The organism is Xanthobacter sp. 126, assembly GCF_000526175.1.
GTDB classification, from domain to species: Bacteria; Pseudomonadota; Alphaproteobacteria; order Rhizobiales; family Xanthobacteraceae; genus Xanthobacter; species Xanthobacter aminoxidans.
This window is the reverse complement of the sequence record NZ_JAFO01000001.1, coordinates 1,742,865-1,768,300: the sequence shown is the minus strand read 5'-3', so window position 1 is coordinate 1,768,300 and position 25,436 is coordinate 1,742,865. Positions and strand designations below refer to the sequence as shown.

23 protein-coding genes are annotated in these 25,436 nt (G+C 69.6%); 15 read left to right on the top strand and 8 right to left on the bottom strand.

Annotated elements, in window-relative coordinates; translation table 11 throughout:
- Positions 1–29: 29 nt before the first annotated feature.
- Positions 30–953 carry a LysR family transcriptional regulator gene (locus XAN126_RS0108435; RefSeq protein WP_024278153.1) on the bottom strand — a complete coding sequence of 308 codons (924 nt, stop codon included), beginning with the start codon at positions 951–953 and terminating at the stop codon, positions 30–32.
- A 103-nt stretch (positions 954–1,056) separates the two neighbouring features.
- Here XAN126_RS0108435 and XAN126_RS0108430 point away from each other — a divergent pair, with 103 nt between their 5' ends.
- The 3 genes from XAN126_RS0108430 to XAN126_RS0108420 all read left to right on the top strand — a co-directional run bounded on the left by XAN126_RS0108430 (position 1,057) and on the right by XAN126_RS0108420 (position 4,469).
- Entirely contained in the window at positions 1,057–2,229 is a 1,173-nt protein-coding gene (locus XAN126_RS0108430; RefSeq protein WP_024278152.1) for an MFS transporter, read from the top strand.
- A gap of 199 nt (positions 2,230–2,428) precedes the next feature.
- Positions 2,429–3,106 carry a response regulator transcription factor gene (locus XAN126_RS0108425; protein ID WP_024278151.1) on the top strand — a complete coding sequence of 226 codons (678 nt, stop codon included), beginning with the start codon at positions 2,429–2,431 and terminating at the stop codon, positions 3,104–3,106.
- A gap of 10 nt (positions 3,107–3,116) precedes the next feature.
- On the top strand, positions 3,117–4,469 hold the full coding sequence (locus XAN126_RS0108420; RefSeq protein ID WP_024278150.1) for a HAMP domain-containing sensor histidine kinase: 1,353 nt from the start codon (positions 3,117–3,119) through the stop codon (positions 4,467–4,469).
- A 4-nt stretch (positions 4,470–4,473) separates the two neighbouring features.
- Here XAN126_RS0108420 and XAN126_RS26130 read toward each other — a convergent pair whose 3' ends face one another.
- The 6 genes from XAN126_RS26130 to XAN126_RS0108390 are packed head-to-tail and all read right to left on the bottom strand — an operon-like array spanning position 4,474 to position 9,411.
- A complete protein-coding gene (locus XAN126_RS26130) occupies positions 4,474–5,136 on the bottom strand; it encodes a class I SAM-dependent methyltransferase (protein ID WP_024278149.1) in 663 nt (220 codons plus the stop codon).
- Positions 5,136–5,807 carry a tetratricopeptide repeat protein gene (locus XAN126_RS0108410; protein WP_029876904.1) on the bottom strand — a complete coding sequence of 224 codons (672 nt, stop codon included), beginning with the start codon at positions 5,805–5,807 and terminating at the stop codon, positions 5,136–5,138. The genes XAN126_RS26130 and XAN126_RS0108410 overlap by 1 nt, the downstream gene beginning before the upstream one ends.
- A 43-nt stretch (positions 5,808–5,850) precedes the next feature.
- Positions 5,851–6,663, bottom strand: a complete 813-nt coding sequence (locus tag XAN126_RS0108405; protein ID WP_081762571.1) for an SDR family NAD(P)-dependent oxidoreductase — start codon at positions 6,661–6,663, stop codon at positions 5,851–5,853.
- Complete coding sequence (locus XAN126_RS0108400) at positions 6,653–7,321, bottom strand: iron-containing redox enzyme family protein (RefSeq protein WP_024278146.1); 669 nt, start codon at positions 7,319–7,321, stop codon at positions 6,653–6,655. Before XAN126_RS0108400 ends, XAN126_RS0108405 begins: the two co-directional genes overlap by 11 nt.
- Before the next feature lie 37 nt (positions 7,322–7,358).
- A complete protein-coding gene (locus tag XAN126_RS26125; RefSeq protein ID WP_024278145.1) occupies positions 7,359–8,810 on the bottom strand; it encodes an AMP-binding protein in 1,452 nt (483 codons plus the stop codon).
- Positions 8,794–9,411: a thermostable hemolysin gene (locus XAN126_RS0108390; RefSeq protein ID WP_024278144.1), complete on the bottom strand. Its 618-nt coding sequence runs from the start codon at positions 9,409–9,411 to the stop codon at positions 8,794–8,796. The genes XAN126_RS26125 and XAN126_RS0108390 overlap by 17 nt, the downstream gene beginning before the upstream one ends.
- 353 nt (positions 9,412–9,764) lie before the next feature.
- On the opposite strand from XAN126_RS0108390, the gene XAN126_RS0108385 reads away from it, so the two are divergent.
- The 7 genes from XAN126_RS0108385 to cls all read left to right on the top strand — a co-directional run bounded on the left by XAN126_RS0108385 (position 9,765) and on the right by cls (position 18,136).
- Positions 9,765–10,736, top strand: coding sequence for an ABC transporter substrate-binding protein (locus tag XAN126_RS0108385; protein ID WP_024278143.1), 972 nt, complete (start codon positions 9,765–9,767; stop codon positions 10,734–10,736).
- 10 nt (positions 10,737–10,746) lie between these two features.
- Positions 10,747–11,568 (top strand): ABC transporter permease, encoded by an 822-nt coding sequence (locus tag XAN126_RS0108380; protein WP_024278142.1) that lies wholly within the window; start codon positions 10,747–10,749, stop codon positions 11,566–11,568.
- 8 nt (positions 11,569–11,576) lie between these two features.
- Entirely contained in the window at positions 11,577–12,434 is an 858-nt protein-coding gene (locus XAN126_RS0108375) for an ABC transporter ATP-binding protein (RefSeq protein WP_038225099.1), read from the top strand.
- A gap of 77 nt (positions 12,435–12,511) precedes the next feature.
- A complete protein-coding gene (locus XAN126_RS0108370; RefSeq protein WP_024278141.1) occupies positions 12,512–14,389 on the top strand; it encodes an ATP-binding protein in 1,878 nt (625 codons plus the stop codon).
- Positions 14,379–15,752 (top strand): sigma-54 dependent transcriptional regulator, encoded by a 1,374-nt coding sequence (locus XAN126_RS0108365; RefSeq protein ID WP_024278140.1) that lies wholly within the window; start codon positions 14,379–14,381, stop codon positions 15,750–15,752. The genes XAN126_RS0108370 and XAN126_RS0108365 overlap by 11 nt, the downstream gene beginning before the upstream one ends.
- Positions 15,753–15,767: 15 nt before the next feature.
- Entirely contained in the window at positions 15,768–16,622 is an 855-nt protein-coding gene (locus XAN126_RS0108360; protein WP_024278139.1) for a 3-keto-5-aminohexanoate cleavage protein, read from the top strand.
- A 68-nt stretch (positions 16,623–16,690) separates the two neighbouring features.
- Positions 16,691–18,136 (top strand): cardiolipin synthase, encoded by a 1,446-nt coding sequence (gene cls, locus XAN126_RS0108355; RefSeq protein WP_024278138.1) that lies wholly within the window; start codon positions 16,691–16,693, stop codon positions 18,134–18,136.
- Between the two features lie 49 nt (positions 18,137–18,185).
- Here cls and XAN126_RS0108350 read toward each other — a convergent pair whose 3' ends face one another.
- Positions 18,186–18,644, bottom strand: a complete 459-nt coding sequence (locus XAN126_RS0108350; protein WP_245272364.1) for a MarR family transcriptional regulator — start codon at positions 18,642–18,644, stop codon at positions 18,186–18,188.
- 199 nt (positions 18,645–18,843) lie between these two features.
- On the opposite strand from XAN126_RS0108350, the gene XAN126_RS0108345 reads away from it, so the two are divergent.
- From XAN126_RS0108345 to XAN126_RS0108325, 5 genes are read left to right on the top strand one after another with little or no spacing between them, the layout of a single operon-like run.
- The gene (locus XAN126_RS0108345) at positions 18,844–20,121 is read left to right on the top strand and encodes an amidohydrolase/deacetylase family metallohydrolase (protein WP_024278136.1); all 1,278 of its coding nucleotides are present in this window, start codon (positions 18,844–18,846) and stop codon (positions 20,119–20,121) included.
- Positions 20,118–20,981: an alpha/beta hydrolase gene (locus XAN126_RS0108340; protein ID WP_024278135.1), complete on the top strand. Its 864-nt coding sequence runs from the start codon at positions 20,118–20,120 to the stop codon at positions 20,979–20,981. The genes XAN126_RS0108345 and XAN126_RS0108340 overlap by 4 nt, the downstream gene beginning before the upstream one ends.
- Positions 20,978–23,335: a xanthine dehydrogenase family protein molybdopterin-binding subunit gene (locus XAN126_RS0108335; protein ID WP_024278134.1), complete on the top strand. Its 2,358-nt coding sequence runs from the start codon at positions 20,978–20,980 to the stop codon at positions 23,333–23,335. Before XAN126_RS0108340 ends, XAN126_RS0108335 begins: the two co-directional genes overlap by 4 nt.
- On the top strand, positions 23,332–24,195 hold the full coding sequence (locus XAN126_RS0108330; protein WP_024278133.1) for an FAD binding domain-containing protein: 864 nt from the start codon (positions 23,332–23,334) through the stop codon (positions 24,193–24,195). The genes XAN126_RS0108335 and XAN126_RS0108330 overlap by 4 nt, the downstream gene beginning before the upstream one ends.
- On the top strand, positions 24,192–25,403 hold the full coding sequence (locus XAN126_RS0108325) for a 2Fe-2S iron-sulfur cluster-binding protein (RefSeq protein WP_024278132.1): 1,212 nt from the start codon (positions 24,192–24,194) through the stop codon (positions 25,401–25,403). Before XAN126_RS0108330 ends, XAN126_RS0108325 begins: the two co-directional genes overlap by 4 nt.
- Positions 25,404–25,436 lie beyond the last annotated feature (33 nt).

Sequence of the window (25,436 nt, the reverse complement as noted above, 5' to 3'; positions counted from 1 at the left end):
CATCCGCCAGGATGGAGCCCGGCGGGCCGTCACCCCTCCGGCGGCGCACCGCGGAGCTTCTCGGCGAGGAAGTCCACGAACACGCGCAGACGCGCCGGGGTGGTGGCGCCGCCGACAAATACCGCGTGGATGCTCTCCCGGTCCTGCGGGTTGAACGCTTCCAGCAGCGGCACCAGCGCTCCGCTCGGAAACTCGCCACGCGCGTGGGCTTCGTCGATGTGGAAATTGCCGACACGGGTGATGCCCACGCCCTGCGCGGCCAGTTGCACCAGCGTCTCCCCATTGTTGGCGGTGATGTTGCCGCGCACGGCGAGCATGTAGTCGCGCCCGTCCTCGCGGAACGGCCATCCGGGCTCGATGCGGCGGAAGCTGAAGTCGAGGCAATTGTGATCCGCAAGGTCGGCCGGCACGCGGGGCGTGCCGTGGCGGGCGAGATAGGAGGGCGCGGCGATGACGGTGCGCCCTGTTTCGCCAAGGCGGCGGGCGGTCAGCGGGCTGTCGGCGAGGGGGCCGAAGCGGATGGCCACGTCCACCCGCCCGCCGAGCACGTCGGCGATCTCGTCGCTCAGCTCCATCTCCACCTCGATGTCGGGATAGCGCGCCACGAATTCACCGAGCAACGGCACGATGACGAGGCGGCCATGGGCCATGGAGGCGCTAACGCGGATGCGCCCGCGCGGATTGGCGCGGTCGGCCAGCGCCGCCTCCGTCTCGTCGATGTCGGCGAGGATGCGCCGGGCGGCGCGGGCATAGGCCTCGCCTTCTTCCGTGAGGCGCAACTGGCGGGTGGTCCGCACCATGAGGCGCACGCCGAGCCTCGCCTCGATGCGGGCCAGGATGCGGCTCACAGCCGAGGGGGTGAGGCCCAGCTCGCGGGCCGCTCCGGAGAGGCTGCCGGCACACGCGACCTTGAGGAAGGCGGCCATCTCTCCGGTCCGGTCGGGGCGGTCCATTCGTGACTCCGGCGCACAGATGCTGGTCTCGGATGCTCTCTATTGCTGCACTGCAATGTCAACCATATTCCGGAGCAACACGATCTGCCCCGGAGTTCCTCCCATGAAGATCAACCTGCCGCTGGTGGCGCTCGCCATCGGCGCCTTCGGCATCGGCGTCACAGAATTCTCCCCCATGGGGATGCTGCCGATCATCGCCACGGACCTCGGCGTCTCCATTCCCGCCGCCGGCCTGCTGGTGAGCGCCTATGCCTTCGGCGTTCTGGTGACCGCACCCATCATGACGCTGGCCTTCGCCAGCATGCCCCGCCGCCGACTGCTGGTGCTGTCCATGGGCATCTTCACCGTGGGCAACCTCATCTCCGCCTTCGCCGACGGCTACTGGATGCTCCTCGCCGGCCGCCTCGTCACCTCCTTCAACCACGGCGCCTTCTTCGGCGTCGGCGCGGTGGTGGCGGCGAGCGTGGTGCCGGCGGACAAGCGCGCCGGGGCGGTCGCCGCCATGTTCTCGGGCCTCACCATCGCCACCATCGGCGGCGTGCCGCTCGCGGCGTGGGTGGGCGAGGCGGTCGGCTGGCGCATGGCGTTCTTCGGCATCGCCGTCATCGGCGCCATCGCCATGGTGGCGGTGCGCCTCTCCCTTCCTCCGCTCGAAGTTCAGGGCGAGAGCGACATGCGCTCGGAACTCAAGGTGCTCATGCGGGGCCCGGTGCTCGCCGCGCTGTTGCTGACGGTGGTCAGCTCCAGCGCCATGTTCACCGTCTTCACCTATATCGCGCCGATCCTGCAGGTGGAGACCGGCGCCGCCTCCGGCTTCGTCACCGCCATGCTGGTGGTCTACGGGCTGGGGCTCGCGCTGGGCAACTGGCTGGGCGGGCGATTCGCCGACCGCTCGCTAGACGGCACGCTCATCGGCTCGCTAACGGCGGTGGCGGTGCTCCTCGTGCTGTTCGTGCCGGGCATGCACTCGCACCTCGCCACGGTGCCGCTGGTCTTCCTGTGGGGCATCGCCAGCTTCGCCCTCGTGCCGCCGCTGCAGATGCGGGTGGTGCATGAGGCGGCCGAGGCCCCGCACCTCGCCTCGGCCATGAATATCGGCGCCTTCAACCTCGGCAATGCGCTGGGCGCGGCGCTGGGCGGCGCGGTGATCGATGCCGGCCTCGGCTATCCCGCCGTCTCCCTCGCGGGCGCGGGCACGGCCCTCGCGGGCCTCGCCTTCACCCTGCTGCTGCGGCGCGGCCGCCGGGGGCTCGAAGCCGCGCCCGCCCGGGGCTGACGACCAAGGGATGGCCGCTACGGAAGCGGCCATCCATTCCCCAGCGGAAAAGACCGGCGCCGGATTGGTCCGCTGCGCGCGGAAGGGACGCGCCCCCTCCGTATCATCCCGAGGGGAACCGGCGTGGCCGTGGAAATGCCTTAGTGCAGCGCATGGTGGTGCCGTGCGCCCTCAGGCGCACCACTTCCCCGGACGGTCGATGCGCGTTCTCATTCTCGAAGACAATTCCCGCTTGCGGGCGCTGACGGCCGGAGCCCTGCGCGCCGCCGGCTTCGCCACCGACGCTTTCGAGACCCTCGCCGATGCCCGCGCGGCGGCCGAGACCACCGCCTATGACTGCATCGTGCTCGACCTCGGCCTGCCCGACGGCGACGGCATGGACCTGCTGGAGGCGCTGCGCCGGCGCGGCTCCTCGACCCCGGTGCTGCTGCTGACGGCGCGGGACGACAAGGCCTCCGTGGTGCAGGGCCTCAACCGGGGCGCCGACGACTATCTGCGCAAGCCGTTCGACGTGGACGAACTGATCGCCCGCATCCGCGCGTTGCTGCGCCGTCCGGGCACCGCCTTCCAGACGGTCCTTGCGGAAGGCAACATCGCCCTCGATCCCTCCGAGCGGCGCGCCGTGGTGGATGGCACGGCCATCGACTTCAGCCGCCGCGAGGTCGGTGCGCTGGAGATGCTGATGCGCTCCTCCGGGCGGGTGGTGCAGAAGTCCGCGCTGGAGGAAGCGCTCTACGGCTATGACGAGGAAGTCAGCGTCAACGCCATCGAGGTGCTGGTGCACCGGCTCCGCAAGAAGCTCTCCGGCGCCGGCGCCAACCGGGAGATCGTGACCCTGCGCGGCATCGGCTATCTGCTGGCAGAGCCGCGGGCATGAGGCAGGAGCCGTGAAAATCCTGCCCCGCGACGTGTTCGGCCGGCTGGTGCTGGGCCTCGTGGGGGTGAGCCTCGTCGCGGTGGCGGTGGGCGCGTTCTATCTCTACACGCGCTTCCACAATACCCATTCGCTGTTCTTCGAGGGCACGCTGCAGGCCTTCATCGGCGACATCGCCGACGACATCCATGTCGTCAACGGCAAGCTCACCGCCAATGTCGACGCCACCACCCGCAAACGCATCGCGGATGAATCCGGGCGCTACGTGGTACTGGATGAGAAAGGCGACATCGTCGCCGCCTCGCCCGGCGTGACGGAGCGCTTCACCTCGTTCCGCACGGTTCGCCCGCTCTATTTCTGGATTCCCCGGCAGGCGGAGGAGGGGGAATATTACGGCCTCTCGACCCGCATCCCGGAGGTGCCCGTTCCCGTCTATGTGCAGCTGATGTTCCCCAAGGGGCACATCATCTTCGAGTCGGTGCTGCACGAATTCATGAAGGACATCGCCTGGATCTGGCTGCCCTTCCTGCTCGCCATTCTCGCGGTCAACGTCATCGTCGTGCGCATCGCCCTCGCCCCCCTCTCGCAGACGGTGGAGGAGGCGCGCGCCATCCAGCCCGGCGGGCCGGCGACGCTCACCGAGAAGGGGCTGCCGGACGATCTTCTGGCGCTGGTGCGCACGGTGAACGCGGCCTTTGAGCGGCTGCGGGAGGCCCATCGCCTTCAGGAGGAGTTCGTCGCCGACATGGCGCACGAGCTGCGCACGCCGCTTGCCGTGATGAAGGCCGAGTTGGCGACCATGAAGGACCCGCACGCCCGCATCCTCGAACACGACCTCGGCGCCATGGAGCGTCTGGTGGAGCAGTTGCTCGACCGTGCGCGGGTCGGCCGCTTCAATCTCGAGACGGGCAAGATCGTGGACCTCAGGGAGGTGGCGCGCGAAGCCTGCGCCTTCCTCGCCCCGCGCATCGTTGGCCGAGGCCGGATGATCGAGGTGATCGCGCCGGATGTCCCGGTCCTCGTGGCGGGCGGCCGGGACGACGTGTTCCGGGCCGTGCGCAATCTGGTCGAGAACGCCCTGGAGCACACGCCCGACAAGGGGCTGATCTCGGTGGAGATCACCGGCGAGCCGGCCATCGTCGTGCGCGATCAGGGACCGGGATTTCCCGCGCAAGTGCTCGACCGCGAGGCGAGGCGTAGCGGGCGGGTGCGCAGCGAGCGCCGGGAGGGGGTGGGCCTTGGCCTCTCCATCGTGGAGCGCACCATGATGGCGCACGGCGGCGACCTCACCTTGTCCAACGATCCCGGCCCCGGCGGCCGCGCCATCATGCGCTTTCCCGATGCCGGCTGGCTGCCGGCGGCCTGACCGCTCACGCAGCCCGTGCGACGGCGATCAGCCCCTCGACCCCGAACGGCAGCCGGTGGGCGACGACGCGGATATCCGCATCGCGGAACCCGCCTTGGACGAGGAGGCGCCGCAGCTCGGCCGCGTCATAGGTTCGGTGAGTATCCGCCCCGGCGAACGGCCAGCGCGCCATGGTCGATCGGTCCGTCACGTAGAGCACCGCGCGCCCGCCGGGCTTCAGCACCCGCCGGATCTCGAACGCCGCTGCGCCCCCCGCATCGAAGAAATAGGCGACATTGACGGCGAGCACCCCGTCGAAGCTCGCACCGGCCCACGGCAGAGCGCGGAAGTCCCCCTCCCTCAGTTCCACCTGACCGCCCGCGACGGCACCGCGATTGCGAGACGCCGCCAGCCGGAGCATGGCCGGCGAGCCCTCGATGCCGGCCACATGGCCACCCGGCACGCACGCCGCCAAGGCCGCGATGCCGGCACCGGGCCCGAAGCCGATTTCCAGCACGCGGTCCTGCTGCGCGGGGCGCAGGGCCTCAATGGCCAGCCGGTAGGGCTCGCGATTGGCGAGCGACATCGCTCGCCCCACCAGCACGCCCCCTCCCCCCTCGGGGTGGGCGAGCTGGTGGCCGAGCCAGTGCCAGAGGGGGGCGATGCCCTCGGAGGCGATGTTCGCCATCAGTGCTTGGCCTTGATCTGTTCGAGCTTCTCGGTGATGACCAGCCGGCGGTTCTCGTCCCACACCTTCCGGTCCGCGCGCACGGGAATGGCGAGCGCGTGGATGAAGGCCTCGCGGGCCTTCCCATACTCGCCCTGGGTCATCAGGAAATCGCCGTAGAAATACCAGGCGTCGAGCCCGTCCGGCGCGGTCTTGGTGGCCTGCTCCAGCAGCGCCCGCGCCTTCGCCTTGTCGCCGAACGCTACGGGAAACCCCGGCACCCGGTAGTAGAGCACGCCGAGGCTGGTGGGCGCGCCGGCATCGAGCACGGTGGGGTTCATCTTGTAGGCCTTCTCCAGCGTGTCGCGGGCGCGGCTGGCGAGCGACAGCGCCGAGATGGGATTGACCAGGGAAGCGCGCTCGCTGGTGACGATGCCGTCCCAGATCAACACTTCCACCCGGTCGGGATATTTGGCGGCGAGGCTGTCGGCATCGGCGCCGAGGGCGGTCATCTCGTCGGTCTGCTTGGCGCCTTCGGGCACGGTGAACTTGATGGTCTCCCATCGGGTCTGGATCTGCTTCACCTGCCCGAGGACGGGATCGTCGGCGGGGGCGGAAGCGGCCGGTGCCGCATGGGCGGAAACGGCGAAAGTGGCGGAGAGGAGAGCGCCGAGGAAGAAGGTTGCGCGCATGGTGATGTCCTTGGTGTGCAATGCGTGGACGTGATCCGCCGGCTCAGGCGCCGAAGCGCGCGAGGGACCGGTCGATCAGCTTCGGGAACAGGCGCTGGAGCAGCACGAACAGGCGCTCGGGTCCGGCGGGATAGACGGCATCGCGGCCCGCATCCACCGCCCGCCAGATGTGGGCGGCGACCTTCTCCGGCGCATCGAGGCGCATACCGGTTCTGGCGATGAGGTCACTGAAGGCCGCCGCCGCATCGGTCAGCGTCGCCCGCGGCGCCGCATAGGTGACGGCGATGCCGCGCCCCTTCCATTCCCGCCGCAGCGCGCTGGAATAGCCGCGCAGGGCGAACTTGGAGGCGGAATAGGCGGCAAAGCCGGGATAGGCGATGTCGCCGAACACCGAGCCCACGTTCACCACCCGCGACGGCCGGGCGGCTGCCAGCAGCGGGGCGAGGTCCCGCGTCAGCGCCATGGGGGCGATGATGTTGGTGCGGAACAGGTCTTCCAGCACGTCGTCGGCCATCTCTTCCACATCGCCGCCGTCCACGCGGCCGGCATTGTTGAACAGGAGGTCGAGCCGGCCCCAGGCCTGCTTCAGCCCGGCAGCGATGCGGGCGCGGTCCTCGGCGCGGGTGAGATCGGCCGGGATGACGATGGGGCGGGCGGAGGGCGGCAGCGCCGCCGCCGTCTCCTCCAGCGCCGCAGCGCGGCGGCCGCACACCGCCACGAACATGCCGCGCCGGCCGGCCTCCAGCGCCAGCGCCCGGCCGATGCCGGAGCCGCCGCCGGTGACGAGCACGCACTTCACCTCGCGCGGCAATCCCGTGCGGGGCGCACCCTGGCCCGATATGTCCTCACGCCGCATGGCTCAGCTCCGCGCGGGCGCCAAGCTCGCGGAAGATGTCGCCGTAGAGGCGATAGAACATCCTGGAATGGTCGATGATGATGTCCTGGACCGCCGTGTCCTCGATGCCGTCCGCCAGCGAGCGGAAGAAGGCCACGTGCGCCTGATCGAGGCTGCCGTGGGAGGTGAGGTAGGAGAAGCCGGCGCCGCTCGCGCTCCCCAACGTCTTGGCCAGCGTCGCCGCGAGCTGGTCGGCGAGCAGCACCGACATGCCCTCCAGCACATGCACGCTGCCGAGCATGGCATAGGGGCTCACATGCTCGATGGCGTAATAGGTGAAGCCCACCATCACGCGGCAGGCCTGCCCCGGCTGGCCCGTGCGGACCGCCTCGGCATCGCCGCCCATGGCGCGGATGTCGTCGAGGATCCATTTCTCGTGCCCCCGCTCCTCCTCCATGTATTCGAGGAGGGCTGCCTGATAGCGCTCGTCCGTGGTGCGGGAGGCCGCCAGCGCCAGCAGCGGGAATGTATGCTTCACGTGGTGGTAGGCCTCGGTCAGAAAGGCCAGATAGAGTTCGCGCGTGCCGCCCGTGCGGGGCGCGTTGGCGACGAGGGGAATGGCGAGGAAGCTCTCGCGCGCCGCCGCGGTCTCGCGGGTCAGGCGTTCATGGAAGCTCATGGCCGATGCCTTTCTGATGATGGCCGGGAAGGGAGTGTCAGACGGCAACGGCCACGTCGGCAGCGAGCAGATCGTGCGCCACGCGACGGCGGATGCGGCCGTTGTCGGTGAAGAGGCCCGCAGCCCTGGCGGGGGCCATTTCGATGACGCGCACACGGGCCGGCCGCGCATAGGGCGGCAGCCCGGCGCAGGCGGCGGCGATGCGTGCCGCCACCGCCGCGCGGCCCGCATGGGCAAACCATTCGGCCGCGGGGGGAACCGGCACCACCAGAGCCGCGAGGCCCTCAGGATCCGCCGCGACGGCGCAGGCGGCGATGAAGGGATCGGCGAGGAGGGTCGTCTCGACCCATTCGGGACTGATGTTGCGCCCAAGCGGCGTGACGATGAGATTGTCCTTGCGGCCGGAGATCGTCAGCCGGCCGTCCGTATCCAGCGCCGCCAGATCGCCGGTCGGCCATGGCCGGAGGGCCGGCGCGCCGCGCAGATAGCCGTCCGTGACGCACGGCCCGTCCACGTGCAGCTCCCCATCGACGACGGCGAGGGTCAGGCCCGGCAGCGGCTCGCCCACGGTGCCGGCCACGCGCCGTCCCGGCCGGTTCACCGCCACCACGGAGCAGCATTCGGACAGGCCGTAGCCTTCATGTACGGGAATGCCGAGATTCCATGCCGCCTCCGCCACCGCAGGGGGCACAGCGGCGCCGCCAACGGCGACGAAGCGCAGGCTGTCCGGGGCGCGGGCCCACGCGGCGGCAAGCTCCACCACCCAGAGCCGGAGCAGCTCGGGCACCAGCACGCCGGTGGTCGGCTGATGGCGCGCGAAAGCCTCGGCGATGCCGGTGACCGCGCCGCGGCCGATCCGTTCCGAGACGGCGGTGTCGAAATGCACGCGTCCGCCCACGAGGGCCGGGATGAACAGCGCACAGATGGTCTCCAGCAGCAAAGAGAGCGGCAGCACAGAGAGATAGGTGTCGTCCTCCCGCGCGCCGATGGCTTCCGCCAGCGCGGCCGCGGACCAGCCCACCTGCCCGCTCTCATGCCGCACGCCCTTCGGCTGGCCGGTGCTGCCGGAGGTGTAGATGAGCGTGCCGTAGCCCTCGCGGAAGGCCGGCATGTCGCCCGGCGCGCCGGTGACGGCGACCGCCTGGCGGGCGATGCCGTCGGGCACAGCCCCCTCCCCGCCCGGCGAGACGAGGATCAGCTCGATGCCCGCATCGCGCACCACATGGGCGATCTGGGTCGGGCTGAAGAAGCCGGGCAGCGGCACGGCGATGCGCCCTGACGCTACCAATGCGAGCTGAGCCACGGCATAGGCCCGCCCGTTCGGCAGCAGCAGCCCGACCACCCGCGCCGCGGGAGGCAGCGTGGCGACGAGGCGCGCCGCATCGGCCAGCAGCCCGGCGCGGGTGATGGCGCCATCCGGATCGGTGAAGGCTACGCGATCCGGTGCGCGGCGGGCGTGGCCCGCCACCGCCTCAAAGAACGTCTGCATGGTGCAGCACCCGATCGGCAGCGGACGGGACGCAGACGGAGGCCGCCTGGGCCCGGCGATAGGCGGCGAGCATGTCCACGCCGCACACGCCGAAGACCTTCGGCTCGGTCTCGTAATAGCGCCCCCAGACCTCGGGATGGGCGACACGGGCGGGATCGGCATCGCCGAGATAGATCGGCGACAGGCCGCGCCGCCGCACCAGCAGGCTCAGGCGGCGCGTGAGGGTAAAGAAGCACCAGGACAGGCCGTTGGCGCCACCGAAGGCCACGATATCGGCGATGAACGGCACGAGGTCGTGCGGCGCGCCGCTGGCCAGCGTCGTCACCTCATAGACGTCCGCACGCCGGAGCCTGCGTCCGGTGGCGCGGGAGAGCGCGGCTTCCACCGGTCCGTCCAGATAAAGCTCGGAGAAGAAGCCGTCTTCGGCGAGGCGCAGGCCGGCGGCACACAGGATGTCGCCCGTTGCGTTCCGCCGGCACAGGAGGCGCTCGGCAAACGTGCCGACGTGAGCGCCGTATTCGCGTGCGTAAACCGATCGGATGAAAGCTTCGACCTCGGCGCGCTCGGCGTCGCCGGGTTCAATAATATGTGCAGATCCCATGTCCGCTCGTCCGTCCGCTCGTGCGTTGATTGCTCTGTCACGGACGTTGCAAGGCTGAGCTTACGCCTCGCTTACAGGCGAGCGGTCAGGGCGGGGAGAATTTGAGGCGGTTTCGGGGCACCGGAAGGCCCTCGCGCCACGCGACGGGGCGAGCGTCGCGCGGCGAACTTCCGCCGCGTCCGCACCCCAGGTGGCGGATTTCCGCCACCCCCATGCGGACGGGCATGTAAAACATTGTGTTATTTCAAAGAGTAATGCCAGACCCGCGCATTCCGCAGGGGTGGCATGCGCGGTGCAAAGGCAGGGGCATCATCCGAACCGGCACCAATGCCGGGCTCCCTGGGAGAAACGCCGTGCTGAAACGACTTCGCATCACCGCCACCCTTGTGTCCGCCGTCCTGATGTCCGCTGTCGCGGCGGGGGCGGTCTCGGCGCAGGAGACGGTGCGGGTGGGCAACCTGAAGCTCGCCCATTTCGCCGGTGTCTCCTACATGAAGGAGATCGCGCCGAGCTGCGGCATCAACATCGACCTCAAGCTCTTCCCCAAGGGTCCGGACGTGATGCAGGCGATCCTCGCCGGCGAGCTGGACGTGGGCGCCACCGCCTCGGAGGCCGCCATCTCCGGCCGTGGCAACGGCGCGCCGATCTATATCGTCGGCGGCTTCGCCAGCGGCGGCGCGCGCCTGCTGGCGACGTCCGACAGCGGCATCAGGTCCGTGCCCGACATGAAGGGCAAGCGCGTGGGCGTCACCCGCGGCTCCATCCAGGAAGTGCTGCTGGCCGCGGAGCTGGGCAAGAACGGCATGTCCGCCAAGGACGTCACCATCGTCTATCTCGGCTATCCCGACCTCAACCAGGCGCTGCTGCAGAAGCAGGTGGACGCCATCATGCAGACCGAGCCGCAGTCGGCGCAGGCCATCGCCCGCGGCTTCGGCGTTGAGGTGCTGAAGCCCTACGACACGCCCATCGGCTCGCCCATCCGCACGCTGGTGATGAGCGAGAAGTTCTACAAGGAACACCCCGAGACGGCGAAGAAGCTGATGGACTGCTTCGTGAAGGCGCAGAAGACCTTCATGAACGACCCCAAGGCTGCCGAGAAGTTCGTGACGCAGGACGTGTTCAAGGGCCAGCTCACCGGCGAGGAATTCCAGGAAGCCCTCGCCAACTCGCCCTACTCCCTCGACATGAGCGCCGACCACATCCAGAAGACCACGGACGTGATGGCCAAGTACGGCGTCGGCAAGATGTCCGCCCCCGCCAAGGCCGAGGACTGGGTGAAGCTGGACCTGCTCAATGCCGCCAAGGCGTCCAACGGCATCAAGTGAGGGCGGCGACATGAACATCTCGCGCTTCAAGGCGCTCGGCGAGGGGCTTCTCGTGCCCGTCGCCGTGTTGCTCCTCTGGCAGGTGGCCTGCTCCGCAGGCTGGGTGAACCCCATGGTCCTGCCCTCCCCCGCCGCCGTCGCAGCGCGCTGGTGGAGCTATCTTGCCCCACTCGAAGCCTATGATCCGGCAACGGAAAGCTGGGTCGCGTGGATCTTCTCCGGCGAGTTGATCCACGATTCCCTCGCCAGCCTCTCGCGCGTGGTGATGGGATTTGCCGTGGGTGCTGGCCTCGCGCTGCCGCTGGGCCTGTTCATGGGCACGAGCGATTCCATCTATCGCTATGTCAATCCGCTGATGCAGCTGCTGCGGCCCATTCCGCCCATCGCCTATATCCCGCTCTCCATCCTGTGGTTCGGCCTCGGCAACGCGCCGGCGGTGTTCCTCATCGCCATCGGCGCCTTCTTCCCGGTGCTGATGAACACCATCGCCGGCGTGCGGCATGTGGACAGCATCTACATCCGCGCCGCCCGCAGCCTCGGGGCGAGCCGCCTCACCATCTTCCGGCGGGTGATCCTGCCGGCGGCGACGCCCTACATCCTGTCGGGCGCGCGCATCGGCATCGGCACCGCCTTCATCGTGGTGATCGTGGCCGAGATGATCGCCGTCAACAACGGCCTCGGCTTCCGCATCCTGGAGGCGCGGGAATACTTCTGGTCGGACAAGATCATCGCGGGAATGCTGACCATCGGTCTCATCGGCCTCGCCATCGATCTCGCTGTCAGCCGCCTGAACAATCATCTGCTGCGCTGGCATCGCGGCCTGGAATCGTGAGGACCGACATGCCCATCGCAGCTCCCCTCGCGGCCAGCCCCGCCCCCTCCCCCGCCGCACTCGCGCAGGCCACCCGGCCACACATCGTGGTCTCTGGCGTCGACAAGCGCTTCGTCATTCCGGGCGGCGAGATCGTCGCCCTGAAGGACATCGACCTCACCATCAATGAGGGCGAGTTCGTGTGCCTGCTCGGCCCCTCGGGCTGCGGCAAGTCCACCCTGCTCAACGCCATCGCCGGCTTTTCCGCCCCCACCACCGGCACCATCACGGTGGACGGCCGCGCGGTGAAGGATCCCGGGCCGGACCGGGGCATGGTGTTTCAGGAATACGCCCTGTTCCCGTGGATGACGGTGGCGCAGAACATCGCCTTCGGCCTTGAGATCAAGGGCATGAGCCGCGCCCAGATCGAGCCCAAGGTGAACGAGCTGCTCGCCATGCTGAAGCTCGCGGAATTCCGCGACCGCTTCCCGAAAGACCTCTCCGGCGGCATGCGCCAGCGCGTGGCCATCGCCCGCGTACTGGCCCTCGACAGCCCTGTGATGCTGATGGACGAGCCATTCGGCGCGCTCGACGCCCTCACCCGCCGCTCGCTGCAGGATGAACTCATCCGCATCTGGTCGGCGACGGGCAAGACCATCGTCTTCGTCACCCACTCCATCGAGGAGTCCATCTATCTGGCGGACCGCATCGTCGTGCTCACCTACCGGCCGGGCACCATCAAGCGGGACATCAGGGTGGAGCTGCCGCGCCCGCGGGATTCCGCCTCCACCGCCTTCAACGAGCTGAAGCGGGAATTGTCCGCCCTCGTCACCGCCGAGCAGCACCGCTTCGAGGAGGTCGAGGTCAAAGGCTTGACCACCGACTGAGGGCGGACCAGCATCCCCGCGACATGGCCGGGCCGCACGAGGCCCGGCCGCACCACCTTGAGGACGCGGAATTTTCCATGCGATCGAACCGCATCACGGCCCTCGGTGCCGTGCTGTCCGCCGTGCTGGCGGCGGCTGCGGTGTTCGCCGTTCTCGAAGCCGGCGAGATCGCGGAGGCGCGGGTGGGCGAGCGCCTCGCCTCGGACGCGCGCCACCGGGCGGAGATCTATGCCCAGAGCCTCGAAGGCGCCATCGAGCGCTTCGGCTATCTGCCCACCGCCGCCGCCCTCGACGATAATGTGAAGCGCCTCCTCGCCGCCCCCCACGACGCAGAGCAGGTGGCGCGCGTGAACGCCTATCTCGAGACGCTGAACCGCGCAGCGGGTGGCACCGTGCTCTATCTGCTGGCGCCCGGCGGCATGACCATCGCCGCTTCCAACTGGAACACGCCGCAAACCTATGTCGGCGCGGATTTCAGCTATCGCCCCTATTATACTGAGGCCATCCTCGGCCAGACCGGCCGCTTCTATGCGGTGGGCACCCTTACCGGCGTCCCCGGCTATTTCATCAGCGCACCGGTGATGGTGGACGGCAAGGTCGCCGGCGTGGTGGCGACCAAGGTCAATCTCGACCCGCTGGAATCCGTCTGGCACGAGGCCGCCGATACCGTTCTGGTGGCGGACGGGCACGGCATCGTCTTCCTCACCTCGGATCCGAAGTTCAAGTTCCGCTCCCTCCGGCCCATCGACGCCGCCGCCGCCGCCGAAATCGCCAAGACCCGCCAGTACGGCCACAAGTCCTATCCCCTGCTGCGCATGGGGCAGGCGCAGGACGAAGGCGGCCTGAAGGTGCTCTCCGGCTCGGACCTGAGCCCCGCCGGCCTCGTCATCCGCGATGAGAAGGACCTGCCGACCTACGACTGGCGGCTGCTGCTTTTCACCGATGCCGCACCCGTGGTGCTGGCGGGACGTTCGGCGCGCATCGGCATGACGCTGGCGCTGGTCATCCTCGGCCTTGTCGGCCTCTATTGGCGCCAGCATCTCAGGCGCGCCCGCGAAAGCCTCGCCGCGCAGGCCGCGCTCGCCGCCGCCCATCGGGAGCTGGAAGGCAAGGTGGCGGAACGCACCGCCGACCTTTCCGCCGCCAACACCCGCCTTGCCGCCGAGATCGAGGAGCGGCGCCGCGCCGAGGGCGAGCTGCGCGCCGCGCAGGACGAGCTGGTGCAGGCCGCCAAGATGGCGACCCTCGGCCAGATGGCGGCCGGCGTGACCCACGAACTGAACCAGCCGCTCACCGCGCTCCGGGCGCTGGCCGACAACACCGCCAAGCTGCTCCAGCACGGGCGCGAGGAGGATGCGGAGGCGAACCTCACCCGCATCGCCGCGCTGGTGGATCGCCTCGGCAAGATCACCGGCCAATTGCGAGCCTTCGCCCGCCGCACGTCCAGCGAGAAGGGGCCGGTGGACGCCGCCGCCGTGCTGGCGGAAAGCCTCGCCATCCTCGCCCCGCGCCTTCGGGCATCGGGCGCACGCGTCGTCAGTGATCTCGCTCCCGATGCGACGCATGTGATGTTCGAGCCCATCCGCCTCAGCCAGGTGCTGGTGAACCTCGTGGGCAACGCCCTCGACGCGGTGAAGGGACAGCCGGAGGCAATGGTGCGCATCGCTTCCCATTGCGACGGCAGCCGCATCGTGCTGACCGTGGAGGACAACGGGCCGGGCCTCGCGGAGGGTGCAGCGGAGCGCATCTTCGATCCCTTCTTCACCACCAAGCCGGCGGGCGAGGGGCTGGGGCTCGGCCTGCCCATCTCGCTCGCCATCGCCCGCGACTTTGGCGCTACCCTCGTCGCCCGCAACCGGGTGGAAGGCGGCACCGCGTTCGATCTCGTCATGGACGCCGCCGAGGCCGAAGAGCACCTGACCCTTCCTGCGGAGCCGCTGCGCCATGTTTCCTGAACGCGCCTTCTCCGCCGAGGCCGAAGCGCCCCGCCACGCCAACCGCCCCCGGGTGCTGCTGGTGGACGACGAGGAGATGATCCGCCTCTCCATCGAGCAGACCTTGGACCTCGCCGGCATCGACGTGACCGCCTTCGCCAGCGCCGAAGCCGCTTTGCCCGCCATTGGCCGGGACTATCCTGGCATCGTCGTCACCGACGTGCGTCTGCCCGCGCGCGATGGGCTGGAGCTGCTGGCGGATATCCGCCGCCGCGATCCGGAGCTGCCGGTGGTGCTCATCACCGGCCATGGCGACGTGGCCATGGCGGTCAGCGCCATGCGCGAAGGCGCCTACGACTTCATCGAGAAGCCGTTCGTGAGCGATGCCTTCGTGGAGGTGGTGAAGCGCGCGCTGGAGAAGCGCGCCCTCGTGCTGGAGAACCGGCGCCTGCGCACCGCCCTCGACCGGGGCGACGCCATCGAGCGGCATCTCGTGGGGCAGTCCGCGGCCATCCGCCGGCTGCGGGATGATGTGGCGCAGCTCGCTTCCACCAGCGCCGATGTGCTGGTGCTGGGCGAGACCGGCGCCGGCAAGGAGCAGGTCGCCCGCGCCCTGCACGAGGGCGGTGCCCGGCGCGACAAGCCGTTCGTGGCGGTCAACTGCGGCGCCATCCCCGAGAGCATGTTCGAGAGCGAGATGTTCGGCCACGAGGCCGGCGCCTTCACCGGGGCCGGCAAGCGGCGCATCGGCAAGATCGAGCATGCCTCCGGCGGCACCCTCTTCCTCGACGAGGTGGAGAGCATGCCCCTCGCCATGCAGGTGAAGCTGCTGCGCGTGCTGCAGGACCGGCGCATCGAGCGCCTCGGCTCCAACACGCCCGTGCCGGTGGATTTGCGCGTCATCGCCGCCACCAAGGAAGACCTCGGCGCGCTGGCCGATGCCGGCGGCTTCCGGAAAGACCTGTTCTTCCGCCTGGACGTGGTGAAGCTCGCCTTGCCGCCCCTGCGCGAACGGCGGGAGGACATCCCGCTCTTGTTCGAGCTATTCCTTGTGCAGGCGGCGGTGAAGTACCAGCGGCCGGTGGTGGAGGTTCCGCCCTCCCTGCGGCGCGTGCTGATGCTGGCGGACTGGCCGGGCAATGTGCGCGAGTTGAAGAACGCCGCCGAGCGCCACATGCTCGGCTTTCTCGCGCCGGATTTCACCGGGGGCGCCGCTGCAGCGCCGAGCCTCAACGAATTGCTGGACCGGGTGGAACGCCTCGTCATAGAGGATGCACTGAAAGCCTCCGGCCACCGCGTCTCCGCCGCCGCCCTCGCCCTGAACATCCCGCGCAAGACCCTGCACGACCGCATGAAGCGGCTGGGCCTCACCCCCACCGACTGACCTTCCGGACCCTCCATGACCCTGACCGCCGCCCCCGCCGAGGCCCTCCTCTGGCCGCCCCTCGTCATCGCCAACGCACCCAACGGCGCCACCCGCACCAAGACGGACCACCCTGCCCTGCCCATGAGCGCCGGCGAGCTGGCGCGCAACGCGGCGGAGATCGTCGAGGCGGGCGCCGCCCTCATCCACATCCATGTGCGCGACGCCGATGGCCGCCATCTGCTGGATGCGGACGCCTATCGCGAGGCCACAGCCGCCATCCGGCGCGAGGTGGGGGACAGGCTGGTGGTGCAGGCCACCTCCGAGGCGGCGGGGCGCTACAAGGCGCCGGAGCAGATCGCCGTGGTGCGCGCCGTGCGGCCGGAGGCGGTCTCCCTCGCCTTGCGCGAGATCATCCCGGACGCGGCGCACGAGGCGGCCGCCGCAGACTTTTTCGCCTGGCTGCGGCGCGAGCGCATGCTGGTGCAGATCATCCTTTATTCGGCGGAAGAAGTGCTGCGCTATCAGGCGCTGAAGGGGCGCGGCGTGCTGGGCGACGGTGAGGACTTCCCCCTCTTCGTGCTCGGCCGATACACCAGCGGGCAGGTCTCGACGCCAGCCGATCTCGTGCCCTTCCTCGCCACCGCCGGCACGCCGCCCCGCCTGTGGGCCATGTGCGCGTTCGGGCCGAAGGAGAACGCCTGCGCCACCGTCGCCGCCGGCCTCGGCGGGCATGTGCGCGTCGGCTTCGAGAACAACCTCTTCGCGCCCGACGGCAGCGTGGCGCAGAACAACGCCGCGCAGGTGCGGCGGGCGGCGGAGGGGGCGCAGCTGCTCAATCGACCGCTCGCCACTGCCGACACCCTACGCGGGCTCTACGCCGGCGCCTGACGGCGTTCGCGCGGGCGGCGAAGATGATCTAGAACGGCAGCGATCCTCTCACCGGGCGTGCCGCTGCCATGCATGATTCCGCCGTCCTCGCCTGGGTGTTCTACGCCGCCCACCTCAGCCTCCAGATCATCTTCGTCATCCGCGCGCTGCTGCGCCCCCATCGCGAGCCCGCCTCGCGCATGGCATGGGTGCTGGTGATCCTGCTGGCGCCGGTGGTGGGCATGCTCGCCTACGTCCTGTTCGGCGAGGTCAATCTGGGGCGCAAGGCGGTGGAAAGCCTGCGCGCGGCGGTGGCCGCCCTGCCGCCTGCGGAGGGTGTCGCCGGGCCTTCGGCGGAGGCGGACATCCCCGAGCGACATGTGCCGCTGTTCCGGGTCGGCCAGTCGGTGAACCATTTCCTCCCGGTGGCGGGAAACCGCGCCGAGCTGCTCCCGGATTCCGCCTCTGCCATCGCGTCCATGGTGCGGGACATCGACGCCGCGCAGCTAAGCGTGCACGTGCTCTTCTATATCTGGCTCGACGATGCGAGCGGACGCTCCGTGATGGAGGCCCTGAAACGCGCGGCGGCGCGGGGCGTCACCTGCCGGGCGATGGCGGATGATCTCGGCTCCCGCGCCCTCATCCGCTCCCCCTTTTGGCGGGATATGGCGGCGGCAGGCGTGCGGCTCGCCACCGCCCTGCCTATCGGCAACCCGCTGCTGCGCCCGTTCAAGGGCCGTATCGACCTGCGCAATCACCGCAAGATCGTGGTCATCGACAACGCCATCACCTATTGCGGCAGCCAGAACTGCGCCGATGCCGCTTTCGCCGTGAAGGCGAAGTTCGCCCCCTGGGTGGACGTGATGGCGCGGTTCGAGGGGCCGGTGGTGCGTCAGAACCAGCATCTGTTCGCCAGCAACTGGATGGCGCAGATTCAGGAAGACCTCGCCCCCCTCTTCGCCGAGCCCCTGCCGCCGCCGCAGCCCGGCTTCATCGCGCAGGTCATCGGCTCCGGCGCGGGCGTGCGCTACTCGGCCATGCCGGAGATGTTCGTGGCGCTGATGAATGCGGCACGGCGCGAACTCGTCATCACCACGCCCTATTACGTGCCGGACGAGCCGCTTCAGGCGGCGCTGTGCTCCGCGGCCCGGCGCGGGGTGGCGACCACCATCGTGTTCCCGAAGCGCAACGACAGCTGGATCGTCGCCGCCGCCAGCCGCAGCTATTACCACGACCTGCTGGAGGCGGGCGTCGAGATCCGGGAATATGTCGGCGGCCTGCTCCACGCCAAGACGCTGACCCTCGACGGCGAAGTGACCCTGATCGGCTCGGCCAATATCGACCGCCGCAGCTTCGAGCTGAATGCGGAAAACAACATCCTCCTCTACGACCCCACCTTCACCCGGACCCTGCGGGCGCGCCAGCAGGTGTTCCTGGATGCCGCGACGCCGGTGACGCAGGACGATGCGGACGCCTTCAGCGCTCCCCGCCGCCTGTGGAACAACACCATCGCCATGCTCGGCCCGGTGCTGTAGCCGCCGCCGATTTTCCAGTCGCCCATTTCTTAGGCGCCAACGACCGAAATCAGAGCAGATCGGACGAGGCCTGCCGCCCGCCATGGGCCGCAACGATTTTCTTCATGGCTTCAATGAATTGCCGACGCTCCTCGGGCGCCAGCATCTCCACCGTCACCGCATGGGCGCGCCGGGCGCCGGCTTCCATCTCCTCCAGCATGCGGCGTCCCTCCTCGGTGAGCGAGCAGCTTTGCGAGCGGCGGTCGGTGGCCGACGTGCCGCGCCGCACGAGGCCCCGCGCCTCAAGGCGCTTCAACGCTCCGGTGGTGGTGGTGCGATCCAGCGCGACGATGCGCGACAGGGTGGTCTGGTCCGCCTCGGTCCGGTCCGCGAGCGCCGACAGCAGGCTGTATTGCACCGGCGTCACCCCGAACGGGGCACACAGCTCAGAAAACAGGCTGACATGGATCTGATGCACCCGGCGCGCGAGGAAGCCGGGGCGGTCGGCAAGCGGCCAATCCTCATGCATCCCAGCCTCGGGCTCCACCGTGGAGCCCTTTGATTTTTCACGCGATCTCGTCACGTCCATCCCCTCCGGCGCGCGGCGCCGCTCTCGAAAAATTGATCTAAATCAAAACTGGCACGCGCCCTGCATTTGAAAAATGCGACGTATGCTTCGCTTTTCCAAGGCGGTCCCGAGACCGCACATGCATGGACGGAGACCCCTGATGGCTGAACCCGCCGGCTACGATATCCTCCTCAAGGGCGGACATGTCATCTGCCCCGCCACCGGCATCAACGGCATCCGCGACGTGGCCGTCCGCGACGGGCGTATCGCCGCAGTGGAGGAGACGATCCTCCCGTCGAGCGCCACCGAGACCATCGACGTTTCCGGCAAGCTGGTGCTGCCGGGCATGATCGACACCCACGGCCATATCTACCAGTACGTGACCGGCCGCTTCGGCCTCAACCCGGATATGGTGGGCGTGCATTCCGGCGTCACCACGGTGATCGACCAGGGCGGCCCCTCATGCATGACGCTGCCGGGCTTCCGCAAGTTCATCGTCGAGCCTTCCGACACCCGCATCTACGCCTTCCTCTCCGCCTATCTCGTGGGCGGCCTTGAGGGCCATTACTACCCCAACCTCTACAGCCCGGATTGCGTGGATATCGATGCCACCGTGCGCTCGGCCATCGCCAACCGCGATCTCGTGCGCGGCATCAAGGGCCACGCCGAGATCGGCGGCTTCGCCCGCTGGGGTATCAAGGTGATGGAAATGGCGGCGGAGATCGCCCGCCGCGCCGAAATCCCGCTCTATGTCCATTTCGGAACGCTCTGGGGCTTGCCGGAGAGCGGCGCCAACGGCGAGGATGCCGACACGATCCTTGAGCGGGTCATCCCGCTTCTGAAGGAGGGCGACGTACTGGCCCACCCCTTCACCCGCCATCCCGGCGGCTTCGTGAACCAGCAGGGCGAGGTCCATCACGTCATCCAGGCGGCGCTCGACCGCGGGCTGAAGGTGGACGTGGGCCACGGCAGCCACTTCTCCTACCGCCTCGCGAAGAAGGCCATCACCGCCGGCGTCGTGCCCCACACGCTGGGTGCCGACATGCACGGCTACAACACCCATGTCCCCGCCCCCGCCGGCACGCCGGAAGAGCATTATGACGACGAGAACCACCCCTTCAAGGGCCAGGCCCGCTTCAGCCTGACCCAGGCCATGAGCTCCATGATGGCGCTGGGCCTCTCGCTGGAACAGGTGGTGCCCATGGTCACGATCAATCCCGCGAAGATGATCGGCCTGACCGACCGGGTGGGCTCGCTCACCGTGGGCTATGCGGCCGACATCTCGGTGCTGGACGACAATCGCGGCCGCTTCCTGCTGCGCGACAACGAAGACACGAAGGTGGTGGCCGAGCGCCTGCTCACCCCCGCCTTCTGCCTGCGCGCCGGCAAGAAGTACGATGCCGATGCCGTCATCCTGCCCCGGGCGGTGGCGGCGTGAGCCCGGCATCCGCAGCCGTTCGGCCGGCCCCGCAGGAGGTCTGGGACACCCTGTCCCAGACCGAGCGGGATGCGGCCTACAACAACAATGCCGCGGTGAAGGACAGCGCGGCATGGGTCGAGGCGCGCGACAAGGCGGCCCCGCTCTTCCGCGCTGCCACGCCCGCCCATCTGGACATTCCCTACGGCTCCGGCGCCCGGCAGAAGCTGGACATCTACCCCGGCACGCCGGGCGCGCCCTGCCTCGTCTTCATCCATGGCGGCTACTGGCAGCGCAACACGCGCGAGGCCTTCGCCCACTACGCGGAAGGCCTCCTCGCCCAGGGCTGGTCGGTGGCCATGCCCAGCTACACGCTGGCGCCGCAGGCGCGCCTCGGCGCGATCGTCGATGAGATCGGCGCCGCGCTCGACCTCATCGGCAAGGACGGCGCGCAATATGGCCTCACCGGTCCGGTGGTGATCTCCGGCTGGTCGGCCGGCGCGCAGTTGGCGGTGATGCAGCTGGACCATCCCACTGTTGCTGCCGGCCTCGCCATCTCCGGCGTCTACGAGCTGGCGCCGCTGCGCGACACCTTCCTCAACGCCGCGCTCGATCTCTCGGACGCGGAGATCGCCGCCTGCTCGCCGCTCCGCCACGACCCGTCGCCGAAGCCGCTGGCCATCGCCTACGGCACGGCGGAAGTGCCGGCGTTGGTGCATGATTCCCGCGCGCTCGCGGCAAAGCGCGTGGCCGCCCACGCGCCGGGGGCGCTTCTGCCCATTCTCGGCGCCAACCACTTCTCGATCCTCGACGAGCTGCGCCGTCCCGACGGCCTGCTGGTGCGCGCCGCGCTCGACCTGATGCCGGGAGCCCACGCATGAGCGAACCCCGGTCCCACGAGGGCGTCGGCGCCCGTCTTCCCCGCAAGGAAGACGATCGGCTGATGCGCGGGCGCGGCCAGTTCATCGCCGACATCCGCATGGCGGGGATGCAGGATGTGGCCTTCGTGCGCAGCCCGCTCGCCCATGCGCGCATCCGCGCCATCCATGTGCCGGAGGATCTGAAGGGCCACGTCTTCACCGCCGCCGACCTCGACGGGGTGAAACCCATCCGCGCCGTCTCCGGCCTGCCCGGCTTCAAGGTGTCGGAACAGCCGGTGCTCGCCACCGGCAAGGTGCGGCAGGTGGGCGAGCTGATCGCCATGTGCGTCGCCGACACCCGCGCCGAGGCCGAGGACATGGCCGCCCGCGTGGAACTCGACCTGGAAGAGCTGCCCGCCCTCCATGACATGCTGGACGCCCGCAAGCCCGGCGCGACGCTGGTGCATGAGCACTGGGGCGACAACGTCTTTCTCGAAAGCCTCTCGAACATCAACATCGAGGCCGCGTTCGACGCGCCGGTGAAGGTCTCGCGCACCATCTCCACCGCCCGCCAGTGCATGGCGCCCATCGAGGGGCGCGGCACGGTGGTGCATTTCGATCATCGCTCCGACCAATTGGTGGTGCACACCGCCAGCCAGATGCCGCACATCGTCCGCTCCGGCCTCTCAGAATGCCTGGGGCTGGAAGAGGGACAGGTCCGCATCATCTCGCCGGATGTCGGCGGCGGCTTCGGCTACAAGGCCATCCTGCTCAGCGAAGACGTCTGCCTCGGCTGGCTGGCGCGGAAGATCGGCCGGCCGGTGCGCTGGCTGGAGGATCGGCGCGAGCACCTGACCGCCAGTGCGAACTGCCGCGAGCACCATTACGAGATCACGCTCTATGCCGAGCGCGACGGCACGCTGCGCGGCATCGATTGCGAGGCGAGCGTGGATAGCGGCGCCTATTCCGCCTATCCCTTCTCCGCGTGCCTCGAGGCCGCGCAGGTGGCGAGCATCCTACCCGGCCCGTACGATTTCCCGTCCTATCGCTGCCGCACCTGGTCGGTCGCCACCAACAAGTGCCCGATCCTGCCCTATCGCGGCGTGGCGCGTACCGGCGTGTGCTTCGCGCTGGAAGTGGCGCTGGATGCGCTGGCCGCTGAGTTGGGCCTCGCCCCGGAAGTGGTGCGGCTGAAGAACCTGGTGCGGCCGGAGCAGATGCCGTTCGACAATATCACCAACAAGCATTTTGACAGCGGCAACTACCCTGAGGTGCTCAGGCAGGCGCTCGACGCCATCAAGGCCGATGCGGTTCGCAAGCGCCAGCTCGCGGGGGAGCCGGACGGCCGCCGCATCGGCCTTGGCCTCTCTATCTATTGCGAGCAGGCGGCCCACGGCACCTCGGTCTATTCCGGCTGGGGGATTCCCATGGTGCCCGGCCACGAACAGGCCGGCGCGCGCCTCACACCCGATGGCGGGCTGGAATTGCGCATCGGCGCCCATTCCCACGGCCAGGGGCTGGAGACGACGCTGGCGCAGGTGGCGCACGAGATCCTCGGCATGCCGGTCGCCCGCACCCGCCTCGTTCATGGCGACACGGCCATGACGCCCTATTCCACCGGCAGCTGGGGCTCGCGGGTGATGGTGATGGCCGGCGGCGCCGTGGCGACCGCCTGCACCGAGCTCTCCGAGCGCATCCGCCGTATCGGCGCGCACATGCTCCAGGCACGGCCCGAGGATGTGCGGCTCGAATCCGGGCGGGTCATCGGCCCGTCCGGCGACGTGACCATCCAGCAGGTGGCGCACACCTGGTATCGCCGCCCGCAGGACCTGCCGGCCGACGTGGACCCCCACGGCCTCGAAGTCACCGCCGGCTACAAGCCGGTGCGCGACAGCGGCACGTTCAGCTACGCGGCTCACGCGGTGGTCGTCGCGGTAGACCCCGACCTCGGCGAGGTGGAGATCCTCGACTACGCTATCGTGGAAGACGGCGGCACGCTGGTGAACCCCATGGTGGTGGACGGCCAGATCATCGGCGGCCTCGCCCAGGGCATCGGCACCGCGCTCTATGAGGAGATGGCGTTCGATGCCTCCGGCCAGCCGCTCGCCTCGACACTGGCGGACTATCTGCTGCCCGGCGCGCCGGAAGTGCCCATGCCCTTCATCGGCCATATGGAAACGCCTTCGCCCTATACCAAGTTCGGCGTGAAGGGCATCGGCGAAGGCGGGGCCATCGCGCCGCCCGCCGCCATCGCCAACGCCATCAACGACGCGCTGCGCCCGCTGGGCGCGGAGATGTTGCGCTCCCCGGTGACGCCCCGGCGCATCGTGGGGCAGGTGCTGGCGGTGCGCGCCGGTGAAAGGAGCGCGGCATGAAGCCCGCCCCCTTCCGCATCGAGCGCCCGCGCACCATCGCCGACGCCGTCGCGCTCCTCGCCTCGGGCGGGGACGGCGCGAAGGTGATGGCCGGCGGCCAGTCCCTCGGCCCCATGCTCAATCTGCGCCTCGCGACGCCCGACCTCATCGTCGACCTCTCCGGCATCGACGATCTGCGCACCGTGCGCGAAGAGGCCGGGCACATGGTCTATGGCGCGCTCGTCACCCACGCCGATGTGGAGGACGGCCGTGCGCCGGATGTGGGCACGAACATCCTGCGGCGCGTGGCCGGCGGCATCGCCTATCGCGCGGTGCGCAACCGCGGCACCATGGGCGGCAGCCTTTCCCATGCTGATCCTGCCGCCGACTGGGTGAACGCCCTGTCCGTACTCGGTGCCGAAGTTGAGATCGCTGGCCCGGCCGGCGCGCACCGCCTCCCCATGGGCGCCTTCCTTGCCGGCGCGCTCGCGACGGCGCTGGAGCCGGGCGAAATCCTCGTCGCCGTGCGGGTGCCGAAGGTGCCCGCCACCGCGCGCTTCGGCTATGTGAAGCACTGCCGCAAGGTGGGCGAGTTCGCCCACGCCATCGGCGCCGTGCTGATCGATCCCGCCACCGGCACCGGCCGCGCGCTGATGGGCGCCATCGACGCGCCACCCCTCGTCTTCGCCGACGCCGCGCCGCTCTTCGGCGACCGGATCGATGCCGGATTCGCCGTCCGCTTCGACGCATCCGCCGCCGATGCCGCGCTCGTCGCCGCCGGCCTGACGGACGCGGTGGACCTCCATGTGCATGTGGAGGTGCTGCGCCGCGCCGCCACGCAGGCCGCCAGCCTCTTCACCGACACGCGGAGCGCCGCATGACCGCTTCGCCAAGGCCCGAGACAATCGCCATGGGCGCGTCCCGCATGATTTCGCTGACCCTCAACGGCCGCCCCGTGACGGCCGAGGCGGAGGGGCGCACCAACCTCGCCGATTTCGTCCGCGACACGCTGAACCTCACCGGCACCCATCTGGGCTGCGAGCACGGCGTGTGCGGCGCCTGCACCATCCTCGTGGATGGCGAGCCGACGCGTGCGTGCCTCTCCTTCGCCGGCGCCTGCCAGGGGGCGGATGTCGTCACCATCGAGGGGCTGGACGACGATCCCGTCACCGCCGAGCTGCGCGCCGCCTTCAATCGCGAGCACGCGCTCCAGTGCGGCTTCTGCACGCCGGGGATGCTCGTCTCGGCCCGCGACCTCGTGCTGCGCCTTCCGGAAGCGGACGAGACGCGCATCCGCCTCGGCCTCGCCGGCAATCTCTGCCGCTGCACCGGCTATGCGGGCATCGTGAAAGCGGTGGCCTCCGTGATCGCCGAGCGGCGGGCGCAGGGCATCGGCCCGATGACCGCCGAGCGCCACCTCGGCCCGGTGGGCGCGCGGACGGGCGGGGCGGTTTCCGCGGCGCTGCCGGCGGCCTTCGCCACCACTGCAACGCCCTCGGCCGCGATGGTCCTCGCGGACGATTTCACGCCCGCCCACAGCTTCGAGCAGAGCTTCGAGGTGCCCTTCCCGCCGGCCGAGGTGTTCGCCTTCTTCGGCCGCATCGAGGAGGTCGCCGCCTGCCTGCCCGGCGCCGTCATCGACGCCATGTCGTCGCCGGAAAACGTGCAGGGCGGGATGCGGGTGAAGCTCGGCCCCATCGCCACCACCTTCCGCGGCAGCGCCCGCATCGGCCGCGATGACGCCGCCAGAAGCGGCACCATCCATGGCGCGGGGGCGGACGGGCGCTCGCGCACGGAAGGACTCATCCGCTATCGCGTCACCGACGGCGCAACGCCCGGCACCGCCCGCGTGGTGCTCGACGTGGGCTACACGCTGAAGGGGCCGCTTGCCCAGTTCGGCCGCCCCGGCCTCGTGCGCGAGGTGGCGGGTCGTCTCATCGCCGAGTTTGCAGCCAACCTCGAGGCCCGCCTTGGCGGCACGCAGCCCTCGCCGACGCAGGCGCGCGGCCTCGACCCGCTCAAGCTTCTCATCTCGCTCGTTTCCGACCGCATCGGCCGCCTGTGGCGCCGCGGCGGTCCCACTTCTTGACCCTGACTGCCCTTCTCGAGACTGGAGACCAAC

Coding starts and splice junctions, on each gene's coding strand:
- cls (WP_024278138.1), top strand. CDS start 16,691: ATGCATGATTCCGCCGTCCTCGCCTGGGTGTTCTACGCCGCCCACCTC.
- XAN126_RS0108400 (WP_024278146.1), bottom strand. CDS start 7,321: ATGAGCTTCCATGAACGCCTGACCCGCGAGACCGCGGCGGCGCGCGAG.
- XAN126_RS0108335 (WP_024278134.1), top strand. CDS start 20,978: ATGAGCGAACCCCGGTCCCACGAGGGCGTCGGCGCCCGTCTTCCCCGC.
- XAN126_RS0108350 (WP_245272364.1), bottom strand. CDS start 18,644: ATGCATGAGGATTGGCCGCTTGCCGACCGCCCCGGCTTCCTCGCGCGC.
- XAN126_RS0108435 (WP_024278153.1), bottom strand. CDS start 953: ATGGACCGCCCCGACCGGACCGGAGAGATGGCCGCCTTCCTCAAGGTC.
- XAN126_RS0108390 (WP_024278144.1), bottom strand. CDS start 9,411: ATGGGATCTGCACATATTATTGAACCCGGCGACGCCGAGCGCGCCGAG.
- XAN126_RS0108410 (WP_029876904.1), bottom strand. CDS start 5,807: ATGCGCGCAACCTTCTTCCTCGGCGCTCTCCTCTCCGCCACTTTCGCC.
- XAN126_RS0108325 (WP_024278132.1), top strand. CDS start 24,192: ATGACCGCTTCGCCAAGGCCCGAGACAATCGCCATGGGCGCGTCCCGC.
- XAN126_RS0108405 (WP_081762571.1), bottom strand. CDS start 6,663: ATGCGGCGTGAGGACATATCGGGCCAGGGTGCGCCCCGCACGGGATTG.
- XAN126_RS0108375 (WP_038225099.1), top strand. CDS start 11,577: ATGCCCATCGCAGCTCCCCTCGCGGCCAGCCCCGCCCCCTCCCCCGCC.
- XAN126_RS0108370 (WP_024278141.1), top strand. CDS start 12,512: ATGCGATCGAACCGCATCACGGCCCTCGGTGCCGTGCTGTCCGCCGTG.
- XAN126_RS0108345 (WP_024278136.1), top strand. CDS start 18,844: ATGGCTGAACCCGCCGGCTACGATATCCTCCTCAAGGGCGGACATGTC.
- XAN126_RS26125 (WP_024278145.1), bottom strand. CDS start 8,810: ATGCAGACGTTCTTTGAGGCGGTGGCGGGCCACGCCCGCCGCGCACCG.
- XAN126_RS26130 (WP_024278149.1), bottom strand. CDS start 5,136: ATGGCGAACATCGCCTCCGAGGGCATCGCCCCCCTCTGGCACTGGCTC.
- XAN126_RS0108365 (WP_024278140.1), top strand. CDS start 14,379: ATGTTTCCTGAACGCGCCTTCTCCGCCGAGGCCGAAGCGCCCCGCCAC.
- XAN126_RS0108330 (WP_024278133.1), top strand. CDS start 23,332: ATGAAGCCCGCCCCCTTCCGCATCGAGCGCCCGCGCACCATCGCCGAC.
- XAN126_RS0108425 (WP_024278151.1), top strand. CDS start 2,429: ATGCGCGTTCTCATTCTCGAAGACAATTCCCGCTTGCGGGCGCTGACG.
- XAN126_RS0108380 (WP_024278142.1), top strand. CDS start 10,747: ATGAACATCTCGCGCTTCAAGGCGCTCGGCGAGGGGCTTCTCGTGCCC.
- XAN126_RS0108360 (WP_024278139.1), top strand. CDS start 15,768: ATGACCCTGACCGCCGCCCCCGCCGAGGCCCTCCTCTGGCCGCCCCTC.
- XAN126_RS0108430 (WP_024278152.1), top strand. CDS start 1,057: ATGAAGATCAACCTGCCGCTGGTGGCGCTCGCCATCGGCGCCTTCGGC.